Below are 22,474 nucleotides of genomic sequence, written 5' to 3'. Positions count from 1 at the left end.
CCCCCTTCGCCATCACGTCCGGTGGATCACAGACGCCAGCAGGAGTTGACCTGGTTGCGCCCGGCGAAGCGGTCCTCGAAGAAGAGCATGGACTTCGCCACGTGCGGCACCATCCCGCCGACGTGGGTCGGGGTCAGGCCGGCGTTGAAGGTCACGCGGGTGCCCTTGTCGCACCAGTCGCTACCGAGTTGCTTGCCCACCGCGTAGGGGATCGTGTCGTCCAGGATGGCGTGGTTGATCTGCACCGGCGCGTTGGGCTTGAGGCGACCGATGCGCTGACGCTCCACGGCAGCCCGGAAGGGCTGATCGTCGAGCAAGGCAGAGAGCTTCTTGCCACTCGTCGTGTACGTGCCCGAGTCCTTGAAGGCGTAGTTGAAGAGGTCGAAGACGCAGTCGTTCTCGACCTGCGAGGCCAACTCCTTGCCCGCGGCGTTGAGGTGCGGGTTGGGGTCGATCCCCTCGGACTGGGCCACCCCGAGGAGGGCGAAGGTCGCGAAGGCGAAGTAGAGCGAGCCGTCGATGTTCTTGCCGACCTTGCCCAGGTCGGCCGGGGGCGCACCGATGGCCGAGCCCTTGATGTTCAGCTCGGGTGCGTAGCTGCCGGCCAGCTCCGCGGCCGCACCGGCCGCGCCGCCACCCTGCGAGTAGCCCATGAGGCCGATCGGGTTGCTGGCCGTGATGCCGCTGCCCTTGAGGTTCTTGGTGGCGCGCGCCATGTCGAGCACGGCGCGGCCCTGGGCCTCACGGACCATGTAGGTGTGGGTGCCGGCGGTGCCGAGCCCCTGGTAGTCGGTGATCGAGACGGCGTACCCGCGGGCGACCGCGGGGGTGATCTCGATGCCCTCGTAGTCGACGAGGCTCTCCATCTGCCGCGACGGGGCGCAGGAGTCGCCCATGCCCTGCGTCCCGGGGGCGTAGGAGATCAGCGGGCGGGCGGAGGAGGAGCCGCGGTAGGTGGTCTTGGGCACGAAGACGGTGCCGGTCACCGCGATCGGGCGGCCCTGGCCGTCGGTCGAGGAGTACATGACCCGCGTGGCGGTGACCACGCTCGAGGACAGCCCCAGCGGGTCGAGCAGGAGCGGGGCGGGCTCGCTGCGGATGAGCGTCCCGGGCGTCGAGGGGATGGTGGCGGGCGGCTCGTAGAAGGCCGGGCGCGTCGGCTCCGGCGTGTTGGTGAGGGTGCGCGCGCCCAGGGTGCCCGGGACGTCCCGGTGGTCGGCGGAGGCGGTCCCGGCCAGCGGAAGGGTGACGGCGACGGCGAGGGCCGCGGCCGCGACGGCGCGCTTGGTCATGGAGGTCATGCAGGTCCTGTCTGTCAGGGAGGGTGCGGTCCTCCGGACAGGTGTGGTGCCCCCTGGCGGACGACGTCGTCGGTGTGGCGGTGGGTCTCTTGGTTACCTACCGGTCAGTTACTGGCAAGGGGCGATGATGTGGCCATGACCTCCGTCGTCCTCGCCTCCGCCTCACCCGCTCGTCTGGCACTGCTGCGTGCGTGCGGGCTCGACCCGCAGGTCGTCGTGAGCCACGTCGACGAGCCGGCCGTCGAGGCGGCAGCCCGCCAACGCGACCCCCACGTCTCCCCCGGCACGCTGGCGCAGCTGCTGGCCGAGGCGAAGGGAGAGTCCGTCGCCTCTCGCGTGCCCGCCGGGACCGACCTCGTCATCGCCTGCGACTCCGTCCTCGAGCTCGACGGGCGGGTCCACGGCAAGCCCGGCACGGCCGAGGTCGCCCGCGAGCGCTGGTCGGCGATGCGCGGCCGGACCGGTGTGCTGCACACCGGTCACCACGTGGTCCACCTGCCCACCGGCAGGAGCGCCGGCGCCCCGGCGAGTGCACGGGTGCACTTCGCCGGGGCGTCGGATGCGGAGATCGACGGCTACGTCGCGACCGGTGAGCCGCTGCACGTCGCGGGCGGCTTCACGCTCGACGGACTGGGCGCCCCCTTCGTCGACGGGATCGAGGGGCACCCGAGCACGGTCATCGGGCTGTGCCTGCCGCTGCTGCGCCGCCTGCTCGCCGACCTCGGGGTCGACTGGTGGACGGTGGCGTCGGCTCAGTCGCGCGGGTAGGCGACCGCCGCCCGGGCGTCGACGATGCCGCGACCGTAGAGCGCGCTGAAGCCGCCGCGGGTGCCGAAGAGCGGGTGCCGCGAGGTCGAGAGGATCGCCTGCTCGACGTTGTCGAGGCTGCGGCCCTGGCCGAAGAGGATCGCGGCCACACCGGCGACGTGCGGCGTCGCCATCGACGTGCCGGCGAAGGCGGCGTAGTCCTTGCCCTCGCCGCACTCGTCGGTGCCGGTGCCCCGCGGGACGGTGGAGATGATGTCGTCGGAGCAGGGCCCGCCGAGGAGTCGCCCGGAGCCACCGGGACCCGCGACGCCCTTGCCCCGGAAGGTGACCGGCAGCTCGGAGAAGTAGGACTTCAGCTCGTTGCGGTCCGTGGCACCGACGCAGATCGAGTCGCTGCTGAAGGCGGGGTCGTTGCACAGCAGCGTCGAGGTGTTGCCGGCAGCGGCGACCGTGAGCGTGCCCTTGTCGCGGGCGTACTGGATCGCGTCCTTCATCGTCGTGTCGAGACCGAAGATGGAGAAGATCTGGGTGCCGGGCAGGCCGCCGAGGCTGAGGTTGATGACGTCGGCGCCGTGGTCGGCGGCGTAGCGGATGCCCTCGGCGATGTCCTCGTTGGTCCCGGAGCCGTCCTCGAGGACCTTGATCGGCATGACCTTGGCGTCGGGGGCCACGCCGGCGACCCCGATGCCGTTGTCGGCGCTGCCGACGATGGTCCCGGCGACGTGGGTGCCGTGGACGTCGGGCTCCTGGCCCACACCGTCCTGGCCCTTCCAACCACCGTCGCCGCAGGAACCCTTGACCTCGCCGCACACGAAGTCGGCACCGGGCACGAGGCGGCCGGCGAGGTCGGGGTGACCGAGGTCGACACCGGTGTCGACGACCGCGACGACGACGCCCTCACCGCGGTTCGAGGACCAGGCCTGCTCGGCCCTGACCTGGTCGAGACCCCACAGGTCGGAGCGGAGCGGGTCGTTGGTGGCGGCTCCGGCGGAGCCGGCCGAGGCGACGAGGCCGATCGCGCAGGCGACGGCCGCGACGGATGAGGTCCAGCACTTCTTCATGGGGCGTCCTTCGTCAGGGGGAACGCTGGTTACCCAACGGTAACGACGAAGTCGGGATCGTGCAGCGCGTGCACGGTGGGACGACCGTCACGCACACCTCGCCCACCCCGCGTTTTCCGGGTGACCCGGAAAACCTCCCCTTCGCAAGAGTTTGAAACCCTTGCGAAGGGGAGGTTTCTCGGGTGACCCGAGAATCGTCGCGGGTCAGACGGGCGGGATCCCGCGCCGGCGCTCCGAGAAGGTCCGGTCGCGGCCGCGGGCGTGCCGCAGGCGCGCGAGCAGCTCGTCGCGCAGCTGCTCGGGCTCGATGACCTGGTCGAGCACCAGGTCGGCGGCCAGTCGCTCGAGGTCGACGTCCTCCTCGTACTCGGCCCGACGGGCGGCGATGAAGTCGTCGCGGGCGGCCTCCCCTTCGTCGGCCTCGATCTGCGCGATCTTGTTGGCGTACACCGCGTTGACCGCTGCCTCGGGGCCCATGACGGCGATGCGGGCGGTGGGCAGCGCGATCGTCGCGTCGGGGGCGAAGCCCGGCCCGCCCATCGCGTAGAGGCCGGCACCGTAGGCCTTGCGGACGATGACGCAGAACTGCGGGACGGTGGCCGACGCCACGGCCGAGACCATCTTGGCGCCGTGCCGGATGATGCCGCCGCGCTCGACCTCGGAGCCGATCATGAAGCCGGGGACGTCGGCGAGGTAGATCAGCGGGATCGAGTAGGCGTCGCACAGCCAGATGAAGCGCGCCGCCTTGTCGGCGCTGTCGGTGAAGAGCACGCCGCCCTTGGCCATCGAGTTGTTGGCGACGATGCCGATGGTCTCGCCGGCCATGCGGCCGAGGCCGACGACCAGCTCCGGCGCGAAGAGCTCCTTGACCTCGAAGAAGGAGTCGTCGTCGACGAGGCCGTCGATGACGTCGTGGATGTCGAAGGGCTGCGACTCGCGCTCGGGGATCGTCGCGGCCGTCAGGGGTGCCGCGGGCGCCTCCGGCTCGTACGAAGGGAGGTCACCGCGCCAGTTGAGCGGGAGGTAGCTCAGCCACAGGCGAGCGGCCTCGATCGCCTCCGCGTCGTCGGCGACGAGCACGTCGCCGACACCACTCACGGTGCAGTGCATGCGCGCACCGCCCATCTCCTCGAGGGAGACCCGCTCGCCGACGACCATCTCGGCCATGCGCGGGCTGCCGAGGTACATCGACGCATTGCCCTCGACCATGATGACGAGGTCGGTGAAGGAGGGGATGTAGGCGCCGCCCGCGGCGCTCGGGCCGAAGAGGCAGCAGATCTGCGGGACCTTGCCCGACAGGGCGACCTGGTTGTGGAAGATGTGGCCGGCCCCGCGACGGCCGGGGAACATCTCGACCTGATCGGTGATCCGCGCGCCCGCGGAGTCGACGAGCCAGAAGACCGGCAGCTCCTCGCGCAGCGCGGTCTCGGTGGCGCGCACGATCTTTTCCACCGTGCGGGCACCCCACGAGCCCGCCTTGACGGTCGGGTCGTTGGCGATGACGATGACCGGCCGCTCGTCGACGAGGCCGCGGCCGGTGACGACGCCGTCGGCCGGCAGACCGGCGGCCAGCGCGTTGGCATAGCGCCCGTCCTCGACGAAGGAGCCCTCGTCGACGAGCAGCGCGATGCGGTCGCGGACATAGAGCTTGCCCTGGGCCTCGAGCTTGGCCGCGGCCTTGTCGGTGGGCCGCTCGGAGGCGTCGTGCGCGGCGCGGATGCGGCGACGGACGTCCTGGACCTTGGGGTCGGTGGGGTAGCTGCTCACGGGGTGACTCCCTCCGTCCGGGCCGGATCAGACCGGCAGGCCGAGGTGGCGGGCGATGACCATGCGCTGCACCTCGGAGGTGCCCTCCCCGATCTCGAGGATCTTGGCGTCGCGGTAGAAGCGGGCGACGGGGTACTCCTCCATGAAACCGTTGCCGCCGAAGACCTGCGTCGCGATGCGCGTGGCGCTCACCGCGGCCTCCGACGTGTAGAGCTTGGCGATCGAGGCGGCGCGGGCGACCTCCTTGACCGAGCGGCGACCGCGGTCGGCCTCGTCCTTGAGCCAGGCCGCCTTGTACGTGAGCAAGCGCGAGGTCTCGGCCATGACGGCGAGGTCGGAGATCTGGAAGCTCACGCCCTGGTTGGCGCCGATCGGCCGGCCGAAGGAGGTGCGGGTCCGGGCGTAGTCGGTGGCCAGCTCGAGCATCCGCTGGGTCAGTCCGGTGGCGAGCGCGGAGATGGCGATCCGGCCGTCGTCGAGGGTCTTGAGGAACTGCCGGAAGCCCTGTCCCTCCTCCCCGACGAGGTGGTCGGCGGGCACGCGGCACCCGTCGAAGCTCAGCCCGTGGGTGTCGGAGATGTGCCAGCCGAGCTTGTCGTAGGGCTCCTCGACGGTGAAGCCGGGGGTGCCGCTCGGGACGATGATCGCCGAGATCTGGGCACGCCCCTCGGCGGTCGTGCCGGTGCGCGCGGTGACGGTGACGAGGGAGGTGATGTCGGTGCCGGAGTTGGTGATGAAGGACTTGGCACCGTTGATGACCCACTCGTCACCGTCGCGGGTGGCCGTGGTGCGGGTGCCACCGGCGTCGGAGCCGGCGTCGGGCTCGGTGAGGCCGAAGCCGGCCAGGGCGCGGCCGGCGACGAGCTCGGGGAGCCAGTGGTCACGCTGCTCGTCGGTGCCGTAGGTGAGGATCGGGTTGATGCCCAGGCCCACTCCGGCGGAGAGCGTGATGCCGATGGACTGGTCGACGCGGCCGAGCTCCTCGATCGCGACGCACAGCGCGGTGAAGTCGGACTGGACGACGCCGTCGACGGTCTCGGCGGAGCCACCCCAGCGCTCCGGGACGACGAGGCCGAAGAGACCGAGGTCGCCCATGCGCTGCACGACCTCGAGGGGCAGGTGGTGGTCCTTGTCCCACTGGGCCACGTGCGGCTCCACCTCGCGCTCGGCGAAGTCGCGCACGCTCGCGCGGAAGTCCTCGTGGTCCTGCGACAGCTCGAACATGCCCGACCTCTCCCGGCACCCCGGGGTCACCGGCAGCACCATTGCTTGACGTTGACGTCAACGTAAAGCATCATCTCGGGTCATGACAAGCCGGACGAAGGGGGCCACTCCCCCGGGCGCGGATGCTCCCGACGAGCACGCGCGGACCTGGACGATCCGCGAGGTCGCCGACGAGTTCGGCATCACCACGCGCACGGTCCGGCACTACGAGGACATCGGCCTCGTCTCGCCCGAGCGGCAGGGCACGACCCGCCTCTTTCACCGACGCGACCGCACGCGGTTGGGCCTGGTGCTGCGCGGCAAGCGGCTGGGCTTCCCCCTCGACGAGATCGCCAAGATCATCGACCTCTACGACGCCCCCCGCGGGCGCCGCAGCCAGCTCGAGTACGTGCTCGGCCAGATCGACGAGCGCCGCGCGGACCTGGAGCAGCGGCGGCGGGACCTCGACGACGCACTCGCCGAGCTCGACACCTTCGAGCAGCGCTGCCGCACCGAGCTCGACGCCCGCTGAGGCAGGGTCGAGGTCAGGAGCGAGCGGCGAGATAGGCGTCGATCTCCGCGGCCGTCGGCGCGGACGTCGGCCCCTTGCGGGTCACCTTGATGGCCCCGGCCACGTTGGCGCGCCGGCACGCATCGGGCCAGGACACCCCCTTCGCCACCTCGGCCAGCAGGACACCCGTGTGGGTGTCACCGGCGCCGTTGGTGTCGACCGGCTTCTCCGGGTAGCCGGGCACGATGCTCGTCACGCCGTCGGCGTGCACCGCGCAGCCCCGGGCCCCGTCACGGACGACGGCCACGGCACCGGGCTTGAGCAGGGCGACGACGGCCTCCGCGGCAGGGCCCATCCCCTGCGCCTCGCCGAAGTCCTCCGACTCCTCGGCGTTGCCGGTCCACACGTCGGTGAGCGCGATGACCCGGGCGCGAAGGGAGGGCTCCAGCTCCGCGAAGACCGCTCCGGGGTCGAGGACGACGAGGACGTCGTCTGGCAGGGACTCCAGCCAGGTCACCAGCGGGTCGCAGGTGCGGCCGACGAGGCTGTAGCCGCTGACGCACACAAGGTCCCCCGCGACCGGCGCACTCGTCGCGAGCGACTCGACGCTGATGTGCCGCTCGGCCTCCTGCGTCGTGACGAAGGTCCGCTCCGCGGAGGGCTCGACCATGACGATGCAGACACCGGTGTCGAGGTCCTCGACGACGGGAGCCGAGAGCGTGACGCCGTCGGCAGTGAGGGTCTCGCGGACGAGGTCGCCGTTCGGGCCGCGACCGTGGGCCCCTGCGTGGACGGCCGCGGCGCCGGAGCGCACGGCGGCGAGCAGGATGGTCGTGGCTCCCCCGGCGTAGCGCGCCACGGAGGTGGCCATCGAGTTGCCGCCGCGACGGGGCAGGTCGGGCACCTCGACGACGACGTCGACGAGGGCCTGTGCGGTGTGGATCACCCTCGGGCTCATGGGGGCACACGCTACCGACGGGCGCGGTCGGGCAGACTGCGAGCATGACGCACACCCCCCGCTTCGCCTCGGTCGACGACGTCACGGCGCGTCTGGCCGAGCACGGCTACCTCGCCTCCGACGAGATCGCGACGACCGTCTACCTCGCCGACCAGCTCGGCAAACCGCTGCTCATCGAGGGGCCTGCCGGTGTCGGCAAGACCGCGCTGTCCGCGGCCGTGTCCGCGGCGACGGACGGCGAGCTCGTGCGCCTGCAGTGCTACGAGGGCGTCGACGAGGCGCGCGCCCTCTACGAGTGGAACCACGCCAAGCAGCTGCTGCGCATCACCGCAGCCGGCGCCCACCACGACTCCGCCGGGGCCGACGAGGCGGACTGGACCTCGGTCAAGGAGGACATCTTCACCGACGAGTTCCTCCTCTCCCGCCCGCTGCTCACCGCGATCCGCAACGAGCACCCGACGGTCCTGCTCATCGACGAGCTCGACAAGGCCGACGTCGAGATCGAGGGTCTCCTGCTCGAGGTGCTCTCCGACTTCCAGGTGACCGTGCCCGAGCTCGGCACGATCAGGGCGAGCCAGACCCCCTTCGTCGTCCTGACCTCCAACGCGACCCGTGAGCTGTCCGAGGCCCTGCGCCGCCGCTGCCTCTACCTGCACATCGACTACCCCGAGGCCGACCTCGAGCTGCGGATCGTGCGTCTGACGGTGCCCGACCTCGACGAGACGCTCGCTGCCTCCGTCGTGCGGCTCGTCGGCGCGCTGCGCGATATGCGGCTGCGCAAGTCGCCCTCGGTCGCCGAGACCATCGACTGGGCCCGCACGCTCGTCAGCCTGGGCACCGACGGCGAGCTGCAGCCGGAGCTCGTGCGCTCGACCCTCGGCGTCGTCCTCAAGCACCGCGAGGACATCGAGCTCGCGGTGCAGACCCTGGACCTGGACCGTGCCCTCGCCTGACCCGCTCGGCGAGCGGCTCGTCGACCTCGCCCGGGCGCTGCGCCGGCACGGCGTGACGGTCGGGACCTCAGAGGTGGCCGACGCCGCCTCTGCCGCAAGGGCGCTCGGCCTCGACGACCGCGAGCGCCTGCGCACCGGACTCGCCGCGACGATGATGCGCCGCTCGGCCGACCGGACGGTCTTCGACCAGCTCTTCGACATCCACTTCCCCCCCGCCGTGGGTCACCGCACCGGTGACGCGGCCGACCTCGCGCCGACCGACACCGCGGGCGCCCGCGAGCGCGCGGCCGCGATCCGCGAGGAGCTCGTCGAGGCCCTGGCCCGCGGCGACGAGCGTGAGCTCGATCGGCTCGCGGCCCGTGCCGTGGCCGAGCTGGGCCGACTGGCCAACGAGTCGTCGACCGGCGGCTGGTCGGCCAACCAGACGATCGAGCGGCTCGCCCCGCAGACCGCGATCGCGGCGGCCCTGCAGCGGGCCCGCGACGCCGGCGACGTCACCGGCGGGTCCGGCGAGGGCTCGGGCGGATCGGGCGAAGGGAGCGGCGGCGCCACCGGCAGCGGCGGCGGGGGCGCGGGCAGCGCCTGGCGGCCCGAGCAACTGAGCGACCGCTACGACCGCGACGAGATCCGCCACCGCGTCGGCGCCTTCCGGCGCAAGGTCGAGACCGAGTCGGCCCGGCGCAACGCCGAGGTCCGCGGACGCGACCGCATCTCGCGCTACGGCGTGCGAGACCCCTTGGAGCGCAAGGACTTCCTGCTCACCGGCAAGACCGAGGCGGCCGAGCTGCACGCGGTCATCGCGCCCCTGTCGCGCAAGCTCGCGGCCAAGCTCGCCGCCCGCCAGCGGCGGCAGTCGCGGGGCACCATCGACATCCGGCGCACGCTGCGCGCGGCGATGTCGACCGGTGGGGTGCCGGTGCGCCCGGCCTACAAGCGCCGCACCCGCAGCCGGGCCGACATCGTCCTGCTGTGCGACATGTCCGGGTCGGTGGCGGGCTTCTCGCGCTTCACGATGCTGCTCCTGCAGTCACTCGCCGGAGTCTTCCGCCGGGTGCGGTTCATCGGCTTCGTCAACACGTGCGACGACATCACCGAGCTGGTCCGCGAGGCGCAGGTCGGCGAGGACATCAGCGAGCGGGTGGCCCGCGAGGCACAGATGACCCGCTGGCACGGGTCGAGCGACTACGGCGCGGCCTTCGAGGACGCCGTCGAGCACCACCTCGACGCCATCGGGCCGCGCTCGACGGTGCTGATCCTGGGTGACGCGCGGACCAACGGCACCGACCCGCGCATCGACCGCCTGCGCATCCTCGTCTCCCAGGCCCGCTACGCCGCCTGGCTCAACCCGGAGGCGGAGCGCATGTGGGACACGGGCGACTCCGTGGCCAGTCGCTACGCCGAGGTCGTCGACATGCACGAGGTGCGCAACATCGAGCAGCTGCGGCAGTTCGTCTCCCGCCTGCCGGTGGGCTGATTCCCCCTTCGTCCACCGCATCTCCCTAGGGAAATCACCACCCCTGCCGTCATCTCCCTAGGGAAATCCGCACTCTCCACCGCATCTCCCTAGGGAAATCACCACCCCTGCCGTCATCTCCCTAGGGAAATCCGCACTCTCCACCGCATCTCCCTAGGGAAATCACCACCCCTGCCGTCATTTCCCTAGGGAAATGCGGGTCCGGGGGCGGGCGGATCTGCAGAGGATCTCCAGATCTCGTCCCGGGGATCCACCGGTGCGGCTGCCTAGCCTGATCCCATGACCGCTCCCGCACCGTGCGTGCTCGTCGTCGAGGACGACCCGACGATCAACCAGACCCTGGCCGACCGCTTCACGGCGGAGGGTTTCGAGGTGGTGCGGGCGCACGACGGCCCGGGGGCGGTCGCCGCCCACGCCGAGCACGACCCCGCGGTCGTCGTGCTCGACCTCATGCTGCCCGGGTTCGACGGACTCGAGGTGTGCCGCCGGATCCAGGCCGACCGCCCCGTGCCGGTGCTCATGCTCACCGCCCGCGACGACGAGAGCGACATCATCGTCGGGCTCGGGGTCGGCGCCGACGACTACCTCACCAAGCCATTTCGCATGCGCGAGGTCGTCGCCCGGGTCCGGGCCCTGCTGCGCCGCGTCGAGCGCGCCGCCGAGCTCGGGCGCCCCGACGAGACGATCACCCACCACGCCGGGCTCACCCTCGACGAGCGCACCCGGCGGTGCACCGTCGACGGCCACGCCGTGCACCTCACGCCGACGGAGTTCGACCTGCTCGCCCTGCTCGCCCGCGAGCCCGGCGCGGTGCTGCGCCGCGAGCGGATCGTCGCCGACCTGTGGGGCTGGGACGACGGCCTGGGTCGCGGCAGCCTCGACAGCCACGTCAAGTCGCTGCGGGCCAAGGTCGGCAGCCACCGCATCCGCACGGTCCACGGCGTCGGCTACGCCCTCGACGACGGGATCGACCGATGAACCGCTCCGCTCCCCTGCTCGAGCTCACCTCGATCCGCACCCGGCTCGCCGTCCTCGTCGGCGTGAGTGTTGTCGTCGCGGCCGTCGTCGGCACGGTCGGCACCGATGCCGGGGTCCCCCTGTGGATCGGCCTGCCCGCGACGATCGGCCTCGCCCTCGTCGTCACCCGCTGGCTGGCGACCGGCATGACGACCCCGCTCACCCAGATGACCGATGCCGCACGGCGGATGGCGAAGGGGGACTACGGCGCCCGGATCACGACGTCGAGCCAGGACGAGATCGGCGAGCTGGCGCGTGCCTTCGCGAGCATGGCCGCCGAGCTGGAGCAGGGCGAGGAGCACCGGCGGCGTCTCGTCGCCACCGTCGCCCACGAGCTGCGCACGCCCTTGTCGGCCCAGCAGGCCCTGCTCGAAAATCTCGCCGACGGCGTCACCACCCCCGACGAGGCGACCCTGCGCGCCGCCCTCGCCCAGTCAGAGCGCCTCGGCTCGCTCGTCACCGACCTGCTCGACCTCTCCCGGCCCGACGGCAGGGGAATCCCCCTCTCCCCCAGCCGGATCCGCGTCGGTGACCTGCTCGACGACGCCATCGGCGAGACCACCCTCCAGGGCCGGGACGTCGCGCTCGTCGCCGACGTCGAGCCCGGCGACCTCGTCGTCACCGGCGACCGTGCCCGCCTCGCCCAGGTCACCGCCAACCTCCTCGACAACGCGGTGCGGCACAGCCCGAGCGGCGGCACCGTCACCCTCAAGGCCCGCGCCGCCGGCGACGCGTGGACCCTCACCGTCGCCGACGACGGCCCAGGCCTGACCCCGGAGCGGGCGGAGCGGCTCTTCCACCGCTTCGGTCCCGGAGGGGACGAAGGGGGTGGCACCGGCCTCGGCCTGGCCATCGCCGCGTGGGTCGCCTCGATGCACGGCGGCACGATCCGCGCCCTGGGCGCCGACGCGGGGGCCCGGCTCGAGCTCCACCTCCCGCTCACCCCGCCGGCCTTCCCTTCGCCGGCACCGCTCACCACGACCACCACTCAGGAGCCCACGATGACTGCAGGATCCGCGCCCTCCCTTCGAGGCTCGGCCGCGAACGGCCTCGCGCCGGGTCCTGAGGAGGCGCGCCAGCGCCGTCTCGAAGGGCAGGGAACGGGGCTCTCGTTGTTGCGGTGGTGGCCCGAGCGGGTCACGCAGGGGCAGCCGCGGCTGCTGCTCGCCGCCCTCGCCGTCGGCCTGCTCGCCGCTGTCCTGCTGCCGGGCAATGCGATCGGGCTCGGGCTGCTCGTCGTGCTCACCGCCGGTGGTGCCGCCTTGTGGCTCGCCTCGCCCCGCCGGGCGAAGCCGTGGTCGTGGGTCACGGCAGCGCTGGCCCTCCCCCTCGGCCTGACGACGATCCTGCGCGACGACCCGGTGATGAGCTTCTTCGCCGTCGCCGTCGCCGGGGTGCTCGCCGCGACCGCGTGCACCGATGCGCGCACGGTCGGCGGGATCGCCGCGTCGGTCATCGCCTGGCCGCTCTCCGCGCTGCGCGGGCTCCCCCTGCTCGACAGGACGATCCGCGTCCTCGCCCGCCGGGGCAGCGCCTGGTCCATCCTGCGCACGGCCGTCGTGAGCCTCGCCCTGCTGCTCGTCTTCGGCGGGCTGCTCGCCTCCGCCGACGCCGTCCTCGGCTCGTGGACCTCGGCCCTCGTGCCCGACATCAACGACATGGCGATCTTCCGGGTCTTCGTGCTCGTCTTCTTCGCCGGCGTCACGCTCGCCGGTCTCTACCTCGCGATCAACCCGCCGACCGTCGACGGGGCACGCCAGTCGCCGCGCATCCCGGAGCGCGAGTGGCAGGTCCCGCTCGGCGTCGTCATCGCCATCTTCGTCGCCTTCGTCATCGCACAGGCCGCGGCGGTCGTCGGCGGGCACGACTACGTCGTGCGCACCGCGGGCGTGACCTATGCCGAGTCGGCCCGGCAGGGCTTCGGACAGCTCACCGTCGCCACCGCGCTCGCCCTGCTGCTCGTCGCCGGGGTTCGAGCGCTCGGCCGCGCGAGCACCCAGCGCGACCGTCGGGTCATGACCGCCATGAACGCGACCCTGTGCGTCCTCACCCTGCTCGTCGTCGCCTCCGCGCTGCGCCGCATGGCGCTCTACCAGGACGCCTACGGCTACACGACGCTGAGGATCAACGCCGACCTCTTCGAGATCTGGCTCGGGCTCGTCGTCCTCGCGGTGCTCGTCTCCCTCTTCACCCCGACGCGGCGCTGGCTCGGCCGCACGGGCCTCGTCGCGGCCGCCGTGCTCACCATCGTCGGCACCGTCGGCAACACGAATGCCTGGGTCGCCGACCGCAACATCGAGCGGTGGCAGGCCACGGGCAAGATCGACACCTGGTACCTCAGCAGCCTGCCCGCCGACGCCGTGCCGACCATCGAGTCGAGCGCCCTGCCCCCGCACATCAAGCAGTGCGCGCTGTCGATGCACCAGGTGTACGGCGCGGGCGACGAGGACACCCTCGCCGGATGGAACCTCGCCCGGTCCCGCGCCGAGGAGATCCTGCAGCGCTACGACGACCCGACCCAGTGCACCGACTCCCGCGGCTGGTCGAGGTGACGGGCGCCCCCTTCGCCTCCGCAGGGGGTGGGCGAAGGGGGTGTGCGGCGCCACGATGCGGGCGACCCGCCGGGGGTGGCAGGCACGCAGTAGTCTGCGGCCCATGGCCATCAGCAAAGTCCTCATCGCGAACCGCGGCGAGATCGCCGTCCGCATCGCCCGTGCCTGCGCCGACGCCGGCATCGGCTCCGTCGCCGTCTACGCCGAGCCCGACCGTGACGCCCTGCACGTCAAGGTCGCCGACGAGGCGTACGCCCTCGGCGGTCAGACGCCCGCCGACAGCTACCTGCTCCAGGACAAGCTCCTGCAGGTCGCCCGGGACGCCGGCGCCGACGCGGTCCACCCCGGCTACGGCTTCCTCGCGGAGAACGCCGACTTCGCCCAGGCCGTCCTCGACGCCGGCCTGATCTGGATCGGCCCGAGCCCGCAGGCCATCGACGCGCTCGGTGACAAGGCCAAGGCCAAGCACATCGCGGTCAAGGCCAACGCGCCCCTGGCCCCCGGCACCAATGACCCGGTCAAGGACGCCGACGAGGTCGTCGCCCTCGCCGAGGAGTTCGGCCTGCCGATCGCCATCAAGGCCGTCTACGGCGGTGGCGGTCGCGGGCTCAAGGTCGCCTACACGATGGAGGAGATCCCCGAGCTGTACGAGTCGGCCGTCCGCGAGGCCGTCACGGCCTTCGGCCGGGGCGAGTGCCTCGTCGAGAAGTTCCTCGACAAGCCGCGCCACGTCGAGACCCAGTGCCTCGCCGACCAGCACGGCAACGTCGTCGTCGTCTCGACCCGCGACTGCTCGCTCCAGCGCCGCAACCAGAAGCTCGTCGAGGAGGCCCCCGCGCCCTTCCTCACCGAGGAGCAGCACGCCGAGCTCGTCCGCGCCTCCAAGGCGATCCTCAAGGAGGCCGGCTACGTCGGCGCCGGCACCTGCGAGTACCTCGTCGCCCAGGACGGCACGATCTCCTTCCTCGAGGTCAACACCCGCCTGCAGGTCGAGCACCCCGTGACCGAGGAGGTCACCGGCATCGACCTCGTCCGCGAGATGCTGCGCATCGCCGACGGCGAGGAGCTCGGCTACGACGACCCGGTCGCCCGCGGCCACTCCTTCGAGTTCCGCATCAACGGCGAGGACGCCGGGCGCAACTTCATGCCGGCCCCCGGCACCGTGACCAAGATGCGCGTCCCCCAGGGCCCCGGTGTCCGCTGGGACGCCGGCATCGAGGAGGGCGACACCGTCGCCGGTGCCTTCGACTCGATGATCGCCAAGCTCATCGTCACCGGCGCCACCCGCCAGCAGGCGCTCGAGCGCTCCCGCCGCGCCCTCGACGAGCTCGTCGTCGACGGCATGCCGACGGTCGTGCCCTTCCACCAGGCCATCGTCCGCGACCCGGCCTTCGCGCCGGAGGGTGACGCGCCCTTCTCCGTCTACACCCGCTGGATCGAGACCGAGTTCGACAACCAGATCGCGCCCTACGGCGGCGAGGTCGGCGAGGCGGCCGAGGACGACGGCGAGCGGCAGAAGATCACCGTCGAGGTCGGCGGCAAGCGCCTCGAGGTCGTCCTGCCCGGCGGCCTCTCCCTCGGTGGCGGTGGCGGCGCCGCCAAGAAGAAGGCGCCCAAGCGCTCCGGCGGCAGCAGCGGCGGCGCGGCGGCGTCCGGTGACAGCCTCACCGCCCCGATGCAGGGCACGATCGTCAAGGTCGCCGTCGAGGAGGGCCAGGAGGTCGCCGAGGGTGACCTCGTCGTCGTCCTCGAGGCGATGAAGATGGAGCAGCCCATCAACGCGCACAAGGCCGGCACGATCACCGGCCTGCAGGCCGAGGTCGGTGCCACGGTGAGCAACGGCGCGGTCCTCGCCGAGATCAAGGACTGATGACGACTCCTCCCGCGAGCACCGACGCCGCCCCCGGCACGCCCTCCCGGCGTGCCGGGGGCGGCGTCGTCATCGCCGTGCTCGCCCTGTGCGGCACCGTCGTCTCGCTCCAGCAGACGATGGTCCTGCCGCTCGTCCCCGACCTGCCCGACCTCATCGGGACCACCCCCGGCAATGCCTCGTGGATGGTGACCGCGACCCTCGTGGCCGGCGCCGTCGCCACCCCCGTCATCTCCCGCATGGCCGACATGTACGGCAAGCGGCGGATGATCCTCGTGACCCTGGCGATCGTCGCGCTCGGCGCCGCCATCGGGGGTATCGCCCCCTCCCTGCCCTTCCTCATCGTCGCCCGCGCGCTCCAGGGCATGGGCATGGCCCTCGTCCCCGTCGGCATCGCGACGATGCGCGACGAGCTCGACCCGGACCAGGTGCCGCTGGCCGTCGCCCTGATGAGCGCGACCCTGGCCATCGGCGCCGGCGTCGGGCTGCCCCTCGGCGGCTTCCTCGCCCAGACCTACGACTGGCACGTCGTGCTGTGGCTCCCCGGGGTGCTCGCCCTGCTCATGGTCCTGCTCGTGCGCGCGACGGTCGCCGAGTCCACCGTCCGCTCCCCCGGTGCCTTCGACGTGCGCGGGGCGGTCCTGCTGAGCGTCGCCCTCGTCCTGCTGCTCCTCGCCGTGTCGAAGGGAGCGGAGTGGGGCTGGCTCGACACCCGCACCCTCGCCGCCTTCGGCGTCGGCATCGCCCTGCTCGCGGTCTTCGTGCCGCTCGAGCTGCGCATCCCCAACCCGCTCGTCGACATCCGCACCGCCGCCCAGCCGATCGTCGTCTCGGCCAACACGATCTCGCTCTTCATGGGCTTCGGGCTCTTCGTCAACATGCTCGTGTCGACCCAGCTCCTGCAGACACCGGAGGACTCCGGCTACGGCATGGGGCTGGACGGCCTGCACGCCGGTCTGTGGATGGCCCCGTCAGCGGTCGCCTTCGGTCTGCTCGCCCCCTTCGCCGGGTGGGTGACGCGACGCTTCGGCCCGGAGCTGGCGATCGCCGTCGGCGGCTCGATCATGGCCGCGTCGTACCTCGTCCGCGTGCCCCTGAGCGGCTCGATCGGCGCCATCGTCGTCGGCTCCGTCGTCGTCACGGTCGGCACGGCCCTGGCCTACTCCGCGCTGCCGACGCTCATCATGCGCTCGGTGCCCGTGACCGAGACGGCCGCGGCCAACGGGCTCAACACCCTGCTGCGCTCGGTCGGGACCTCGACCGCGAGCGCGGTCACCGCGGCGATCTTCGCCGCCGGGGCCTCCACCGCGACGGGCGGCCACGCCGGCTACGGCTCGATCGCCCTCGTCTATGTCCTCGCCGCGATCGCCTCGGCGATCAGCGCGGCCCTCATCATGCCCTTCCTGCGCCAGCGGGCTGCCGAGGTCGAGGCCCGGCCCCACGTCGAGGAGCAGCGCGCCGACCACGTCGTGCACGGCCGGGTCACCGACGTCGCCGGCGACGCCGTCGGCGGCGCGGTCGTCACCGTCCTCGGCGGCCAGGGGTCCCACGTCGACTGGGCGCACACCGACTCCGCGGGCGACTACTCCGTGGCGACGGGCGGCCCGATCCGGCACCTCTTCGTCGTCACGGCGCCCGGGTGGGCGCCGGCGAGCGGCTACGTCGACCTGGCAGAAGGGCGGCGGGTCCCTCCCTTCGTCCTGCGGGAGCGCACGAGCGTCACGGGCACGGTGACCGCCGTCGACGGCGGACCGGCCGCGGACGTGTCCGTCGTCCTCACCCGTCGCACGGGCGGGTCGGTCGACTGGATGCGCACCGACGCCGACGGACGCTACGACCTCCCGGTGCCCAAGGAGGGCACCTACGTGCTCACGGCCCTGGACCGCGGCACCGGCGACATCACGACCCGCATGCTCACGGTGGGTGGCGGGACGGTCCGCGCCGACCTGCAGCTCACCGCGGGGGCGAGCCCGACCTCAGCCGGGCAGGGCCCCGCCGTCGGTTGACCCCTCCGGCTTCGGCTCGGCCGGGGTCTGGCTCCTCGGCGACTCGGCGGGCGCCTCGTCCTCGGGCTGGGCGTCGCCCTTCGGCTCGGCCTTGTCCTCAGGCAGACCGAGCTTGTCCTCGACGAAGTCGCCCGCCTTGTCGATGATCGACGTGAACTTGCCGCCGGTGCGCTTGTCGACGGCCTCCTGGACCTTGTCGATCGCACCGCGCGCCTGGTCCGGGTGGTCCCGGGCCGCGTCGCGCGCCTTGTCGACGTACTCGCCACCGTTGAACTGCTGCGGGCTGTTGCTCATCCTCGGCTCCTTCGTCGCGGGCCGCGGATCGGCCCCCTGCGACCCTAGCGGCGGGACCGCACCCGCGCGCCCGCCGAGCTCACTCCCCGTGGAGGGGGTGCAGCCGACGAGCCGCCTCCGCGAGAGTGCCCGTCAGCGAGGGGTACACGGTGAAGGTCGAGGCGACCTGGTCGACCGACAGCCGGTTGGTGACTGCGAGGGCCACCGGGAAGATCAGCTCGGAGGCCCGGGGCGCGACGATGACGCCGCCGAGCACCGTGCCCGTCCCGCGGTAGGCGAAGAGCTTGACGAAGCCCTCGGTGATGCCGAGCATCTTGGCCCGCGGGTTGCGCGAGAGCGGCATCATCACGGCCTCGACGTCCGCATTGTCCGCCGCCTCGGCGGCGCTGATGCCGACCGTCGCGATCTCGGGGTCGGTGAAGACGTTGGCGGAGACGCCCGACAGCCGAAGGGGGGTCACCGCGTCTCCCAGAGCGTGCGCCATCGCGGTGCGACCCTGCATCGCGGCCACCGAGGCGAGCGCGAAGACCCCGGTGCAGTCGCCCGCGGCGTAGATGCCGCGCACCGACGTCCGCGAGACGCGGTCGGTGACGATGTGCCCCGACTCGCTGAGCTCGACCCCGACCTCCTCGAGCCCGAGGTCGCGCGTGTTGGGCACCGCACCCACGGCGATGAGCACGTGGCTGCCCTCGACCTCGCGACCGTCTTCGAGCGTGACGACGACGCCGTCGCCGCGGCGCTCGGCCGAGGCCATGCGGGAGCGGTTGAGCACCGTCATGCCCCGGCGACGGAAGACGTCCTCGATGACGGCGGCGGCGTCCTGGTCCTCGCCCGGCAGGACGAGCTCGCGGGAGGAGACGAGGGTGACGTCGGCGCCCAGGCCGAGGTAGGCCTGGGCGAGCTCGGCGCCGGTGACACCCGAGCCGACGACGACGAGCCGCTCCGGCACGTCGGGCAGGGCGTAGATCTGCTGCCAGGTGAGGATCCGCTCGCCGTCGGGCTGCGCGGTCGGCAGCACCCGCGGGGTCGCACCCGTGCTGACGAGCACGACATCGGCCTCGATGTCCTCGCTGCCGGCGTCGGTCTCGACGGTCACCGTGCTCGGCGAGGTGAGCCGCCCCGTGCCGGAGACGACCCGCACCCCGACCTCCTCGAGGCGGGCGGTAATGTCCGCGGACTGCGCCGCCGCGAGGTTGAGCACGCGCGCGTTGATCGCCGCCAGCTCCGCGACGGTCTCGGTCGCGACGTCACCCTCGTGGTCCTCGAGGTGCACCCCGAGCTCGGAGGCCGTCTCGATGCCACCGAGGTAGTCGGCCGTCGCGATGAGGGTCTTGCTCGGGACGCAGTCGGTGAGCACCGCGGCGCCGCCGATGCCGTCCCGGTCGACGACGGTGACCGACGCCCCCAGGTGCGCGGCCACGAGGGCCGCCTCGTAGCCGCCCGGGCCGCCGCCGAGGATCACAACAGAGTTCGTTCGAGTCACGCCTCCCATCCAACCACCCTTGTAGATTGCGCCTGTGACCCAGACCGCTGACACCCAGGCCCCCTTCGCCCTCGCCCGCGACGCGGCGGCCGTCATCGCCGAGCACACCGGCGTCGCGACCCACGACGTCGCCCTCGTCCTCGGCTCCGGCTGGGGACAGACCGCCGACCTCGTCGGCGAGACGCTCGCGACGATCGACCAGGCCGAGGTGCCGGGCTTCACCGCCGCGGCCGTCGCCGGCCACTCCGGGCGGCTGCGCTCCGTCGAGATCGCCGACACCGGCCGGCGGGCGCTGGTCTTCGGCACCCGCACGCACTTCTACGAGGGCCGCGGCGTGCGCGCCGTCGTCCACGCGGTGCGCACCGCGGCCGCGGCCGGGTGCCGCGCGATCGTGCTGACCAACGGCTGCGGCGGGCTGCGGCCCGAGTGGGGCCCGGGCACCCCCGTGCTCATCAGCGACCACATCAACCTCACCGCGACCTCGCCGATCGAGGGCGCCAACTTCGTCGACCTCACCGACCTCTACTCCCCCCGGCTGCGAGAGCTGGCCCGCGAGGTCGACCCCGACCTCGACGAGGGCGTCTACGCGCAGTTCCGCGGCCCGCACTACGAGACCCCCGCGGAGGTGCGCATGGCCGGGGTCCTCGGCGCCGACCTCGTCGGCATGTCGACGACGCTCGAGGCGATCGCCGCGCGCGAGGCCGGCCTCGAGGTCCTCGGGGTCTCGCTCGTCACCAATGCCGCCGCCGGCATCAGCGAGACTCCCCTGGCGCACGACGAGGTCGTCGCCGCCGGCCAGGCCGCCGCCGAGCGCTGCGGCACGCTCCTGGCCAGCATCGTCGCCCGGATCTGAGGCCCCCCATGAGCTACACCTCCCGCCACGCCGCCGACGTCCCCGATGACCTGCTCGTCGCAGCGCGCGAGTGGGCCGCCGACGACCCCGACCGCGTGGCCCGCGACGAGCTGCTGGCGATCGTGGCCGCTGCCGAAGGCGCCGTCCTGAGGCGCGACGAAGGAGCCACGAAGGGGGGTGACCCGGCCGCCATCGCCGACCTCGCCGACCGCTTCACCGGGTTGCTCCAGTTCGGCACCGCCGGCCTGCGCGGCGCCCTCGGCGCCGGCCCCCACCGGATGAACCGCGCCGTCGTCATCCGCGCCGCCGCGGGCCTCGTGGCCCACCTGCAGGAGGCGATCGCTGCTCCCTTCGTCGTCATCGGGCGCGACGCGAGGTACAACTCCGATGCCTTCGCCATCGACACGGCCGCGGTCGTCACCGCCGCCGGCGGGCGGGCGGCGCTGCTGCCGGAGCCGCTGCCGACGCCGGTGCTCGCCTTCGCCATCCGGCACCTCGGCGCCGACGCGGGCGTCATGGTCACCGCGAGCCACAACCCGCCGCAGGACAACGGCTACAAGGTCTACCTCGGCGACGGCAGCCAGATCGTGCCGCCGAGCGACGCCCAGATCGCTGCCCAGATCGACCGGGTCCCGAGCGTCGCATCGGTGCCGCGGGCCGAGTCGGGCTGGGAGGTGCTCGGTGACGAGCTGCTCGAGGCCTACCTCGACGCCGTCTCCGGGGTCGTCGGCCTCGACACGCATCGCGACCTGCGGGTGCTGCACACCTCACTCCACGGCGTCGGCGACACGACGGTGCGCCGGGCCTTCGAGCGGGCCGGCTTCGCTGCCCCCGAGACGGTCGGCTCGCAGGCCGAGCCCGACCCCGACTTCCCGACGGTGACCTTCCCCAACCCCGAGGAGGACGGCGCCCTCGACGCGGCCCTGGCCGCGGCCCGCGAGAGCGGCCCGGACCTCGTCATCGCCAACGACCCCGACGCCGACCGCTGCGCCGTCGCCGTGCCCGACGGCGACGTCGACGGCGGCTGGCGCCTCCTGCGCGGCGACGAGCTCGGCGCGCTCCTCGCCTCGCACCTGATCATGCGCGGCGTGCCCGAAGGCCGCCGGATGGCCAACTCCATCGTCAGCTCGCGGCTACTCGCCGCGATGTGCCGTCTGTCGGGGGTGGCGCACGAGGAAACCCTCACTGGCTTCAAGTGGATCGCCCGCGTCGACGACCTGCACTACGGCTACGAGGAGGCGCTCGGCTACTGCGTCGCCCCCGACCTCGTGCGTGACAAGGACGGCGTCTCCGCGGCGCTGCTCATCGCCGAGCTCGCCGCGATCCTCAAGGCCGAGGGCCGGACCCTGCTCGACGTGCTCGACGACCTGCACCGCCAGCTCGGCGTGCACGCCACCGACGCCTTCTCCATCCGGGTCGAGGACCTCGCCGACATCGGGCGGATCATGGCCCGGCTGCGCGAGACACCGCCCGCCGAGGTCGCCGGCTCTCCCGTCGCGAGCGCCGAGGACCTCTCGGCCGGCGCCGGTGGACTGCCGCCGACCGACGGGCTGCGCTACCTGCTCGACGACGACTCGCGGATCATCGTGCGCCCCTCCGGCACCGAGCCCAAGCTCAAGGTCTACCTCGAGGCGATCGAGCCGGTCGCCGACGACGACCTGGGTCCGGCACGGGACCGGGCCGCGGAGCGGCTCGGTCGGCTGCGCGCGTCGATGCAGTCGCTGACGGCGCTCTAGGGCCTCGAGGCTCGTTCCTCGCACCTCGACCCACGTATTGTTGGCTCTCGTGCCGACGCCAGCCCAGCCCCCTTCGACCGGACGTGTCGTCGTCCTCGCCGGGCCGAGTGGCTCCGGCAAGTCCCGTCTCGCCGCCCGCCTGCACCGTGACCACGGGTGGCCGGTCGTGCGGCTCGACGACTTCTACAAGGACCTCGACGCCCCCGACCTCCCCCGCAGCGAGGAGCTCGGCATGGTCGACTGGGACCACCCCGACAGCTGGGACGAGCCGGCGGCCGTCGCCGCGATGAGCACCCTCCTGGCGACCGGGACGGCGGTGATGCCGATCTACGACATCAGCGTCTCGCGGGCCACGGGCGAGCACACCGTGACGGCGCGACCCGACGACCTCGTCGTCGCGGAGGGCATCTTCGCGGCCGAGGCGATCCCCGCCCTACGCGAGGCCGGGCTGCTCCACTCCGCCTGGTGCATACGCCACCACCGGCTCAAGAACTTCGTGCTGCGGCTGGCCCGCGACCTCAAGGAGCGCCGCAAGCCGCCGCTCACCCTCGTCCGCCGCGGTCTGGTCCTCATGCGGGACGAGCCGCGCGTCGTCGCCCGGCACGTCGAGCTCGGCGCCCGCTGCGCCACCCCCACGCAGGCCGAGCGCCAGCTCGCCGGCGCCTGA

Annotated in this window: 18 protein-coding genes; 11 read left to right on the top strand and 7 right to left on the bottom strand. The window is 72.7% G+C overall.

All coding sequences use genetic code 11. The features are described from left to right. Positions 1-26: 26 nt before the first annotated feature. Positions 27-1,301, bottom strand: a complete 1,275-nt coding sequence (locus AB4Y78_RS11870; protein WP_441737162.1) for a lipase family protein — start codon at positions 1,299-1,301, stop codon at positions 27-29. A 135-nt stretch (positions 1,302-1,436) separates the two neighbouring features. Here AB4Y78_RS11870 and AB4Y78_RS11865 point away from each other — a divergent pair, with 135 nt between their 5' ends. Beyond that, positions 1,437-2,069, top strand: coding sequence for a Maf family protein (locus tag AB4Y78_RS11865; RefSeq protein ID WP_259921712.1), 633 nt, complete (start codon positions 1,437-1,439; stop codon positions 2,067-2,069). On the opposite strand, the gene AB4Y78_RS11860 is transcribed toward AB4Y78_RS11865, so the two are convergent. The 3 genes from AB4Y78_RS11860 to AB4Y78_RS11850 form a co-directional block, all read right to left on the bottom strand. Beyond that, complete coding sequence (locus AB4Y78_RS11860; protein ID WP_441737159.1) at positions 2,054-3,130, bottom strand: S8 family serine peptidase; 1,077 nt, start codon at positions 3,128-3,130, stop codon at positions 2,054-2,056. The two genes, AB4Y78_RS11865 and AB4Y78_RS11860, sit on opposite strands and share 16 nt — an antisense overlap. Before the next feature lie 204 nt (positions 3,131-3,334). Then, positions 3,335-4,897 carry an acyl-CoA carboxylase subunit beta gene (locus AB4Y78_RS11855; RefSeq protein ID WP_387355211.1) on the bottom strand — a complete coding sequence of 521 codons (1,563 nt, stop codon included), beginning with the start codon at positions 4,895-4,897 and terminating at the stop codon, positions 3,335-3,337. Between the two features lie 27 nt (positions 4,898-4,924). Then, positions 4,925-6,121: an acyl-CoA dehydrogenase family protein gene (locus AB4Y78_RS11850; RefSeq protein WP_387355212.1), complete on the bottom strand. Its 1,197-nt coding sequence runs from the start codon at positions 6,119-6,121 to the stop codon at positions 4,925-4,927. 82 nt (positions 6,122-6,203) lie between these two features. Here AB4Y78_RS11850 and AB4Y78_RS11845 point away from each other — a divergent pair, with 82 nt between their 5' ends. Next, the gene (locus AB4Y78_RS11845) at positions 6,204-6,632 is read left to right on the top strand and encodes a MerR family transcriptional regulator (RefSeq protein ID WP_259921666.1); all 429 of its coding nucleotides are present in this window, start codon (positions 6,204-6,206) and stop codon (positions 6,630-6,632) included. 13 nt (positions 6,633-6,645) lie between these two features. On the opposite strand, the gene AB4Y78_RS11840 is transcribed toward AB4Y78_RS11845, so the two are convergent. After that, complete coding sequence (locus tag AB4Y78_RS11840) at positions 6,646-7,569, bottom strand: PfkB family carbohydrate kinase (protein ID WP_441715574.1); 924 nt, start codon at positions 7,567-7,569, stop codon at positions 6,646-6,648. Between the two features lie 44 nt (positions 7,570-7,613). Between AB4Y78_RS11840 and AB4Y78_RS11835 the strand changes: the two genes are divergently transcribed. From AB4Y78_RS11835 to AB4Y78_RS11810, 6 genes are all read left to right on the top strand, one after another. Next, positions 7,614-8,522 carry an AAA family ATPase gene (locus AB4Y78_RS11835; RefSeq protein ID WP_259912186.1) on the top strand — a complete coding sequence of 303 codons (909 nt, stop codon included), beginning with the start codon at positions 7,614-7,616 and terminating at the stop codon, positions 8,520-8,522. Beyond that, a complete protein-coding gene (locus tag AB4Y78_RS11830; protein WP_259912185.1) occupies positions 8,509-9,996 on the top strand; it encodes a VWA domain-containing protein in 1,488 nt (495 codons plus the stop codon). The genes AB4Y78_RS11835 and AB4Y78_RS11830 overlap by 14 nt, the downstream gene beginning before the upstream one ends. Positions 9,997-10,275: 279 nt before the next feature. Beyond that, on the top strand, positions 10,276-10,974 hold the full coding sequence (locus AB4Y78_RS11825) for a response regulator transcription factor (RefSeq protein ID WP_265229897.1): 699 nt from the start codon (positions 10,276-10,278) through the stop codon (positions 10,972-10,974). Beyond that, a complete protein-coding gene (locus AB4Y78_RS11820) occupies positions 10,971-13,565 on the top strand; it encodes a DUF4153 domain-containing protein (RefSeq protein ID WP_441714645.1) in 2,595 nt (864 codons plus the stop codon). The genes AB4Y78_RS11825 and AB4Y78_RS11820 overlap by 4 nt, the downstream gene beginning before the upstream one ends. A gap of 103 nt (positions 13,566-13,668) precedes the next feature. Next, entirely contained in the window at positions 13,669-15,435 is a 1,767-nt protein-coding gene (locus AB4Y78_RS11815) for an acetyl/propionyl/methylcrotonyl-CoA carboxylase subunit alpha (protein WP_441714644.1), read from the top strand. After that, positions 15,435-17,441, top strand: a complete 2,007-nt coding sequence (locus tag AB4Y78_RS11810) for an MFS transporter (protein ID WP_441714643.1) — start codon at positions 15,435-15,437, stop codon at positions 17,439-17,441. Before AB4Y78_RS11815 ends, AB4Y78_RS11810 begins: the two co-directional genes overlap by 1 nt. Here AB4Y78_RS11810 and AB4Y78_RS11805 read toward each other — a convergent pair. Both AB4Y78_RS11805 and AB4Y78_RS11800 read right to left on the bottom strand, forming a co-directional pair. Further along, positions 17,412-17,735 (bottom strand): antitoxin, encoded by a 324-nt coding sequence (locus AB4Y78_RS11805; RefSeq protein WP_306512297.1) that lies wholly within the window; start codon positions 17,733-17,735, stop codon positions 17,412-17,414. The two genes, AB4Y78_RS11810 and AB4Y78_RS11805, sit on opposite strands and share 30 nt — an antisense overlap. Positions 17,736-17,814: 79 nt before the next feature. Next, positions 17,815-19,227 carry an NAD(P)H-quinone dehydrogenase gene (locus AB4Y78_RS11800; RefSeq protein ID WP_441714641.1) on the bottom strand — a complete coding sequence of 471 codons (1,413 nt, stop codon included), beginning with the start codon at positions 19,225-19,227 and terminating at the stop codon, positions 17,815-17,817. A 25-nt stretch (positions 19,228-19,252) separates the two neighbouring features. On the opposite strand from AB4Y78_RS11800, the gene AB4Y78_RS11795 reads away from it, so the two are divergent. The 3 genes from AB4Y78_RS11795 to AB4Y78_RS11785 are packed head-to-tail and all read left to right on the top strand — an operon-like array spanning position 19,253 to position 22,474. After that, the gene (locus tag AB4Y78_RS11795; protein ID WP_441737156.1) at positions 19,253-20,071 is read left to right on the top strand and encodes a purine-nucleoside phosphorylase; all 819 of its coding nucleotides are present in this window, start codon (positions 19,253-19,255) and stop codon (positions 20,069-20,071) included. A gap of 8 nt (positions 20,072-20,079) precedes the next feature. Next, positions 20,080-21,807 carry a phospho-sugar mutase gene (locus AB4Y78_RS11790; RefSeq protein WP_441714637.1) on the top strand — a complete coding sequence of 576 codons (1,728 nt, stop codon included), beginning with the start codon at positions 20,080-20,082 and terminating at the stop codon, positions 21,805-21,807. Between the two features lie 49 nt (positions 21,808-21,856). Next, positions 21,857-22,474, top strand: a complete 618-nt coding sequence (locus AB4Y78_RS11785) for a uridine kinase family protein (protein WP_441714635.1) — start codon at positions 21,857-21,859, stop codon at positions 22,472-22,474.

It is taken from the genome of Janibacter sp. RAF52, from assembly GCF_052114035.1.
Classification (GTDB): domain Bacteria; phylum Actinomycetota; class Actinomycetes; order Actinomycetales; family Dermatophilaceae; genus Janibacter; species Janibacter hoylei.
Note: the sequence above shows the minus strand (reverse complement) of the source record. Positions and strands in the feature narration are given on the sequence as shown.

Bases quoted from the DNA above. Each gene is read 5' to 3' on its own strand.
- AB4Y78_RS11870 (WP_441737162.1), bottom strand. From the start codon at position 1,301: ATGACCTCCATGACCAAGCGCGCCGTCGCGGCCGCGGCCCTCGCCGTC.
- AB4Y78_RS11865 (WP_259921712.1), top strand. From the start codon at position 1,437: ATGACCTCCGTCGTCCTCGCCTCCGCCTCACCCGCTCGTCTGGCACTG.
- AB4Y78_RS11860 (WP_441737159.1), bottom strand. From the start codon at position 3,130: ATGAAGAAGTGCTGGACCTCATCCGTCGCGGCCGTCGCCTGCGCGATC.
- AB4Y78_RS11850 (WP_387355212.1), bottom strand. From the start codon at position 6,121: ATGTTCGAGCTGTCGCAGGACCACGAGGACTTCCGCGCGAGCGTGCGC.
- AB4Y78_RS11845 (WP_259921666.1), top strand. From the start codon at position 6,204: ATGACAAGCCGGACGAAGGGGGCCACTCCCCCGGGCGCGGATGCTCCC.
- AB4Y78_RS11840 (WP_441715574.1), bottom strand. From the start codon at position 7,569: ATGAGCCCGAGGGTGATCCACACCGCACAGGCCCTCGTCGACGTCGTC.
- AB4Y78_RS11835 (WP_259912186.1), top strand. From the start codon at position 7,614: ATGACGCACACCCCCCGCTTCGCCTCGGTCGACGACGTCACGGCGCGT.
- AB4Y78_RS11825 (WP_265229897.1), top strand. From the start codon at position 10,276: ATGACCGCTCCCGCACCGTGCGTGCTCGTCGTCGAGGACGACCCGACG.
- AB4Y78_RS11820 (WP_441714645.1), top strand. From the start codon at position 10,971: ATGAACCGCTCCGCTCCCCTGCTCGAGCTCACCTCGATCCGCACCCGG.
- AB4Y78_RS11815 (WP_441714644.1), top strand. From the start codon at position 13,669: ATGGCCATCAGCAAAGTCCTCATCGCGAACCGCGGCGAGATCGCCGTC.
- AB4Y78_RS11810 (WP_441714643.1), top strand. From the start codon at position 15,435: ATGACGACTCCTCCCGCGAGCACCGACGCCGCCCCCGGCACGCCCTCC.
- AB4Y78_RS11805 (WP_306512297.1), bottom strand. From the start codon at position 17,735: ATGAGCAACAGCCCGCAGCAGTTCAACGGTGGCGAGTACGTCGACAAG.
- AB4Y78_RS11800 (WP_441714641.1), bottom strand. From the start codon at position 19,227: ATGGGAGGCGTGACTCGAACGAACTCTGTTGTGATCCTCGGCGGCGGC.
- AB4Y78_RS11790 (WP_441714637.1), top strand. From the start codon at position 20,080: ATGAGCTACACCTCCCGCCACGCCGCCGACGTCCCCGATGACCTGCTC.